We start from the raw sequence: 6507 nt of genomic DNA on the forward strand, positions 1-6507 counted from the left end.
CGTGCCGGTCGCGCGGCGCGCAGGGCGACCCGCGCAACAGCGGCCCGTCGCCGCCACTTCTAAGCGTCGCGCCTCCCATATTAGGCCCCTGCCTCTCGCGGCGCAGGGGCTTTTTGTTGCGCCGCACAACCCATGCGCGCACGCGAATGTGAACGTCGTTCTTCGACTTTGGCGGAAAAAAGGCGTATCCTTCCCTTGCGTAGTCTCGAAGGCAATGGCGTTGGGAGGCGCTATTCAGATGATGTCACGCGTAAAAAACGGACTTGTGGCAGGCTTCATCGCCACGGCCGTCGTTTCTGTACTGGAAGCGATCAACGTCTACCTCGTAAAGATGTTTGACCCCTTCCCCGGTGTTGTCGCCAAGATGATAGGCATGCCTGGCAATATGGCTATGGGCTGGGTCATGCACGGTCTGATTGGCACAGTGGTGTTAGGCATTGCCTTTGCCCTGCTTTACGACCGCCTACCCACTCGCACACCTGCCGCCAAAGGGATTGCCTTTGCGATCGGTGCTTGGGTCCTGATGATGCTCTACATCACCATGGTTATCCCCCAGCAGCGCGCACTGCCGTCCGGCGGCTTCGAGATCGTTGCCTGGATGCTGGTGACCCACGCCGTCTTCGGTGTGGTTCTTGGCACCGTTTATCACCGCCTCTTGCAGCGTGAAAAAGCCCACAGCCATCCGGTGGGTGCCGCTCCGGCCCACTGAGCCAGTTCTTGCGTCGTCCCCCGGGAGCGCAACAACGAAAAAGGCCCCGCAGATCGCTCTGCGGGGCCTTAGCTTTTCCGGGGAGGAAAATCTTAGTTCAGCTTGCCGGCCAGTTGGTCGATAGCGGCGTCCAGCGCCGGATCGGTCTTGGCACCGGCGATGCGGGCAGCCAGGATTTCCTGGGCGGCCTTGGCAGCGACGTCAGCCGCGGCCGACTTCACTTCGCGGGTGGCTTCGGCTTCGGCCTGAGCGATGCGACGCTCGGCCAGTTGCTGGCGGCGCGCAGTCGACTCTTCGATGCGGGCCTTGGCATCGGCTTCCAGACGCTTAGCTTCGGCTTCGGCGGTGGCCAGCAGTTCAGCGGCCTGGGCTTCAGCGTCGGCCTTTTCCTTGCGGATCTGGGCCAGCATGGCTTCGGCTTCGGCGCGCAGACGGGCCGCTTCGTCCAGGTCCTGCTGGATCTTGGTGGCCTTGGCGTCGAGGCCAGCGGCAACCATCTTCGGCACGCCAGCGAGGATCACGATGGCGAAGAAGATGACCAGACCCACGCCAACCCAGAACTCGGGGTTGGACAGATCCCAGAAATAGGCAGTCAGAAAGGCGGGCATGATCAGGCAGCTCCCTTGATGGCAGCTTCCAGCTCGGCCGCAGTCGGGGCCTTGCCGGTCAGGCGCTCCAGAATGGCGCTGGTGGCGTCCGAAGCGATGGCGGTAACGTTGCCCATGGCAGCGTCGCGGGTCGCGGCAATCTTGGCCTCGGCCTCGGCGATACGGGCGCTGACGACAGCTTCGTCGGCGGCCAGACGGGCGTTGAATTCTTCGGTGACGCGAGCCTTCGCCGCAGCGGCGGTGGCACGGGCGTCTGCGCGGGCCTTTTCGACCTCGGCGCGGGCAGCTTCGGCTTGAGCCTCGGCTTCAGCCTGAACCGAACGAGCGGCAGCGATAGCGCCGTCGATGGTTTCGGCACGTTCGTCGATGACGCGGCGCATACGCGGCGCGAACACCTTGGCGATCAGCACATAGGTGATGACGAACAGGATCAGCAGGTAGCCGATCTGGCCAACCCAGTGCTGGAATTCGAACTGGGGCAGGCCGCCCGAGGCGTGCTCGGTGGAGGCGTGGGTCTCGGCGAGTACGTCGCCGGTCGGTGCTTCGAGTGTCGGTTCTGCTGCCATGGTCCGTCTATCTTTAGATCAGGACAACGGCGCGTAGGGCGTGCCTACGCGCCGTCGGTACTGAGTGGTCTTAAGGCTAAGGAATTAGCCGAAGATCATCAGGACGCCCAGCACGAAGGCCAGGATGCCCAGAGCTTCTGCCAGAGCGGCGCCCACGAACAGGTTGCCGACCTGGGCAGCGGCAGCAGCCGGGTTGCGCAGAGCGCCAGCCAGGAAGTTACCGAAGATGTTACCAACGGCCAGAGCCGAACCGATCATGCCCAGGGTGGCGAGACCAGCACCGATGTACTTGGCGGCTTCAGCGTCCATGATGTGTTTCCTAAATCGAGAGAGCGTTAGAGGTTGGGTGAACGGACTGGATGTGGGCCTTAGTGGCCGTCACCCAGGTTGACCACATCATTGAGATAGATGCAGGTCAGAACAGTGAAAACGAAGGCCTGAAGGAAGGCCACCAGAAACTCAAGGGCAGTCATGGCGACCGTCATGCCCAGCGACAGGGCCGCAACGCCGAAGAAGGCGTAGGCCAGACCGCCGGTGGCGATGGCCACGGCACCCAGTTGAACAACGAACTGGGCGAAGATCTTCAGGGCGACGTGGCCGCCCAGCATGTTACCGAACAGACGCAGGGCCAGGGTGGCCGGACGCAGCAGGAACGAAACAAACTCGATCAGGCCCACAACCGGACGCAGCAGCAGCGGCGCGCCCGCCGGCCAGAACAGCTTGAAGAAGCCCAGACCGTTCTTGACGAAGCCGACAACGACCACGGTCAGGAAGGAGATCAGGCCCAGCGTCAGGGTGACGGCCAGCTGCGAGGTCGCGGTAAAGGTCAGGAACATGCCCAGCAGGTTCATAGCCAGAACCAGCATGAACATGGTGAAGGCGAACGGGAAATACTTCTTGCCGTCGTGGCCGATGATCGACGAGGTCAGGTTGTCGACCATGCCGAACAGGGTTTCACCGGCAGCCTGCATACGGCCCGGGACCACAGCCGACTTACTGGTGGCCAGCGACAGGAAGCCCACCACAGCCGCAAACGCGATCGTCATGGCGACGTGCGAGTTGGTGATGGCGATCACTTGCTCACCGAGAACGGGAACATTGACCGTGCCGAGCTCTACGAGCGGCTTGACCTCAAATTGTTCAATCGGACCGGCCATGAAGCCTATCGTTCCTCGTCTTCGTTAACCTCGACAATCGGCTCGCCCGCAGGGGTTTCACCGAGTGCCTTGGCCTCTGCCATCAGCCGTTGGGCTGTACGACGGGCCATGAAAAATGACAGGGCGAAGCCCAGAAGGACCCCGCCAATAACGCCAACAGGGCGCGTGCCGGCCAAGTAGTCGACAGCCACCCCGATGCCCAGACCAATAAAGACACCGCCGACCAGTTCGGCGACGATGCGCCAAGCCTGACCAACGACCTTCTGCGCCTCGGCGGTTGCGACCGCCTCGGTTCTGGTCCGCGCCTCAAGGCGGGATGCGCTTTCGGAAAGGCGTTTAATCGCCTCTTCGCGCGATTCCTTCTCTGAGGACATGGGCCAATTCGCTCATCGCCGGCACGAGTCCGGCAGGGGTCTGAATTTCGCGCGGAACCTATAGGCGCATGGCCTTCAGGTCAAGGCATGGGGGTGAGACGTTAAGTCACTGATTTTTGGATAAATCTTGGTGAGCGCGGCATACGGTCGCCATTAGTCTTACGACTCGGCGTCCTCATTGAGGAAATCCTGAGCGAACTCAGGGGCCTGATCATCGATGCCCGGCAGCATATCTTCGCCCTCATCATCGCTGCTGCGCGACGGGTCGGGCACTTCAAAGCCGACCGGCATGGACAGATCCAGTAGACCGGCAGCCTTCATCTCCTGAACGCCCGGCAGATCATAAAGCCCCGCCAGCCCGAAATGCTCGAGGAAACGGTCGGTCGTGCCATAGGTGACAGGGCGGCCCGGCGTGCGACGACGCCCGCGCAGTTTCACAAACCCCATTTCCAGCAGCACATCCAGAGTGCCCTTGGACAGGGACACACCGCGCACGCTTTCGATTTCGGCGCGGGTGCAGGGTTGGTGATAGGCGATGATGGCGAGGGTTTCGAGCGCGGCCTTGGACAGGCGGCGCGGCTCCTCGCGCTCTTCGGTCATCAGGAAGCCGAGGTCCTCGGCGGTGCGAAAGCGATAGCGGCCCGCCACGCTGTCCAACTCTACCCCCCTGCCCCGATAGCGTTCCTGCAAAGCGGTCAGCGCGCCCGACACATCGGCCCCTTCGGGCAGGCGGCGCGCCAATTCCTCACGCGATAGCGGTGCCGCGGCGGCGAACAACAGGGCCTCGACGCGGCGCTCGATCTCCAGATGGTCGGGGATAAAGGTCAGGGTCACGGGGTGAGTTCCAGAGGGTGGCCGGCACCGCGGCGCTTCAGCCATATCTCGTCAAACGGCCTTTCCTGACGAATGTCCATACCGCCTTCTTTTACCAGCTCCAGACTGGCCGACAGGGTAGAGGCGGTATAGCTGGCCTGTGACGGACCTTCGTGATCGCCGGGCTTTTGCGGGGCGACGCGTTGCAGCGGCGTCCAGTTCGACAGGCGCGGCATGATTTCGCGCAGCCAGTCGCGGGCGGCCTCCAACTGGAAGGCCTCGACCCGACCGGCGGGGGTATAGTTGCGACGCTCCTGCTTCACGCGCTGGGTGACATAGGCGGTCATCAGTTCATACAGGCTGGCGTCCACCTGATCGGACGGGATGATGACCGTCTGTTCGGGATCGCCGCGCATAAAGACATCGCGGTTCAGCTGGGGGCGTTTGGTCAGTTGGTCCACAGCGCTGCGCATGGCTTCCAGCTTTTGCAGGCGGAAGGCCAGTGCGGCGGCCATTTCCTCGGCGGGCGGCTCTTCGCCCTTGTCCTTATCGTTGCGCGGGATCAGCAGGCGCGACTTCAGATAGGCCAGCCACGACGCCATCACCAGATAGTCCGCCGCCAGCGAGAAATTGCGGCGGCGGGCCTCATGAACGAAGGCCAGATACTGTTCGGCCAGACGCGTAATGGACAGCTTCAGCAGGTCCACCTTCTGCCCGCGCGCCAGTTCCAGCAAGACGTGGAGGGGGCCTTCATAGCCTTCCAGATCGACGACAAATGTCTCCTTCTCCTCGGCCTGCTGTACCGCGGTGAAGTCCAGATTTGGCTGGAAGGCGTCTGTCATTCCCCCTGCCCCTGCATCTCTCAGGCCACTGCGGGCGCTTGGGCTTCGCCCACGTCAGGACCACGGGCGGCTTCGAAGCGACCTTCCAGCGCGGCGGTAAAGCGGGCGCGGGCGGCCTCAAGGTCCAACGGTTCGGGCGTGCGGACCAGACGTTGTAGCGCGGCCTCGGCCCTGCGCGCGGCGATCCCGCCCAGCGTCTTGGCGCCCGAAGCCACAGCGGTCATCTCGTCCAGCTTGCCGTTGCAGTGCAGGACCACATCATTGCCCGCGCGGAACGACGCCTCGGCGCGCTCGGTCAGGGTGCCCGACAAAGCCTGCATCGACAGGTCATCGGTCATGATCAGGCCACCAAAGCCCAGACGCTCGCGCATCAGGCGGATACCCGCCTTGGAAGTGGTGGCGGGGGCGTCGGGATCGACGGCAGTGAATACCACATGCGCGGTCATCGCCAGCGGCATGTCGGAGGTGGCGCGGAAGGGCACAAAGTCCCAAGCGTCCAGTTCGGCCAGCGGAGTTTCCAGCACCGGCAGGTCATGGTGGCTGTCAGCAAAGGCGCGGCCATGGCCCGGAATATGTTTGATGATCGGCAGGACACCGCCCGCCAGCAGGCCCTCGGCCGCAGCACGGCCCAGTTGGGCCACGGTGGCGGGATCACGCGCATAGGCGCGGTCACCGATAATGTCATGAGCCCCCGGCACCGGCACATCCAGCACCGGCACACAGTCCACCGTGATACCCAGATCGTGCAGATCATGGGCGATCAGGCGCGCCCCGAGGCGCACCAGTTCGCGGGCCGTGCCCACATTGCCCTTGGCCGCGTCCAGATAGGCGGCACCGGGCGGATATTTCGGCCAGAACGGCGGGCCGAGGCGCTGAACCCGCCCGCCTTCCTGATCGATCAGGACGGGCGCGTCATCGCGCCCGACACTGTCACGGAGGTCTTGAACAAGGGCCCTGACCTGATCGGGGCTTTCGACATTACGTCGGAAAAGAATGAAGCCCCACGGGTCGGCGTCGGCGAAGAAGGCGCGTTCTTCAGCCGACAACCGGGTGCCCGCACAGCCGTAGATGGCAGCAGAGGTCAAGGCGTACTCTCTTATCGGACCAGGCAGTCGCGACCGGCAGCCTTCAGCGCGTTGCAGAAGGCGACGGCACGATCACGGCTCATGCCGGTGAAGGTGGTGCGATAGACGGTCGAACCGTTGGCGGCGGTCACCTGTTCGACGCTCTTGCCAGCACCCGAGGCGTGCGAGCCAAAGCGCGAGGCGACAGCGGCGTACTCACGATCCGCGATGGCCTGCGAGGAGAAGGCACCGATCTGGACGCGCGAGGTGCCCGTGGCGGCCGACGGGGCCGGAGCCGGTGCGGGCGCAGGAGCCGCCTTCGGTGCAGGAGCTGGTGCGGCCTTGGGTGCAGGAGCCGGTGCCGCCGGAGCTGG

10 protein-coding genes are annotated in these 6507 nt (G+C 63.8%); 1 reads left to right on the top strand and 9 read right to left on the bottom strand.

What is annotated here, in order from left to right; all coding sequences use genetic code 11:
- A partial coding sequence (locus B3B04_RS13130; RefSeq protein ID WP_292043519.1) for a DUF6789 family protein occupies positions 1-709 on the top strand: 709 nt, incomplete at its 5' end.
- 92 nt (positions 710-801) lie between these two features.
- Here B3B04_RS13130 and B3B04_RS13135 read toward each other — a convergent pair.
- The 9 genes from B3B04_RS13135 to B3B04_RS13175 form a co-directional block, all read right to left on the bottom strand.
- The gene (locus B3B04_RS13135) at positions 802-1317 is read right to left on the bottom strand and encodes a F0F1 ATP synthase subunit B (RefSeq protein ID WP_292043520.1); all 516 of its coding nucleotides are present in this window, start codon (positions 1315-1317) and stop codon (positions 802-804) included.
- Between the two features lie 2 nt (positions 1318-1319).
- Positions 1320-1883 (bottom strand): hypothetical protein, encoded by a 564-nt coding sequence (locus B3B04_RS13140; RefSeq protein WP_292043521.1) that lies wholly within the window; start codon positions 1881-1883, stop codon positions 1320-1322.
- A gap of 84 nt (positions 1884-1967) precedes the next feature.
- The gene (locus B3B04_RS13145; protein ID WP_242913687.1) at positions 1968-2192 is read right to left on the bottom strand and encodes a F0F1 ATP synthase subunit C; all 225 of its coding nucleotides are present in this window, start codon (positions 2190-2192) and stop codon (positions 1968-1970) included.
- Positions 2193-2251: 59 nt separating this feature from the next.
- The gene (locus B3B04_RS13150) at positions 2252-3040 is read right to left on the bottom strand and encodes a F0F1 ATP synthase subunit A (protein WP_292043524.1); all 789 of its coding nucleotides are present in this window, start codon (positions 3038-3040) and stop codon (positions 2252-2254) included.
- 5 nt (positions 3041-3045) lie between these two features.
- Complete coding sequence (locus B3B04_RS13155) at positions 3046-3414, bottom strand: AtpZ/AtpI family protein (protein WP_292043526.1); 369 nt, start codon at positions 3412-3414, stop codon at positions 3046-3048.
- A 159-nt stretch (positions 3415-3573) separates the two neighbouring features.
- Positions 3574-4293: an SMC-Scp complex subunit ScpB gene (gene scpB / locus B3B04_RS13160; RefSeq protein ID WP_409516074.1), complete on the bottom strand. Its 720-nt coding sequence runs from the start codon at positions 4291-4293 to the stop codon at positions 3574-3576.
- The gene (locus tag B3B04_RS13165) at positions 4245-5069 is read right to left on the bottom strand and encodes a segregation and condensation protein A (RefSeq protein ID WP_292043529.1); all 825 of its coding nucleotides are present in this window, start codon (positions 5067-5069) and stop codon (positions 4245-4247) included. Before B3B04_RS13165 ends, scpB begins: the two co-directional genes overlap by 49 nt.
- 20 nt (positions 5070-5089) lie before the next feature.
- The gene (gene nagZ, locus B3B04_RS13170; protein WP_292043531.1) at positions 5090-6154 is read right to left on the bottom strand and encodes a beta-N-acetylhexosaminidase; all 1065 of its coding nucleotides are present in this window, start codon (positions 6152-6154) and stop codon (positions 5090-5092) included.
- An 11-nt stretch (positions 6155-6165) separates the two neighbouring features.
- The coding region (locus tag B3B04_RS13175) for an SPOR domain-containing protein (protein ID WP_292043533.1) at positions 6166-6507 on the bottom strand (342 nt) is incomplete at its 5' end.

It is taken from the genome of Brevundimonas sp. UBA5713 (assembly GCF_002419815.1).
In the GTDB taxonomy this organism is placed as follows: domain Bacteria; phylum Pseudomonadota; class Alphaproteobacteria; order Caulobacterales; family Caulobacteraceae; genus Brevundimonas.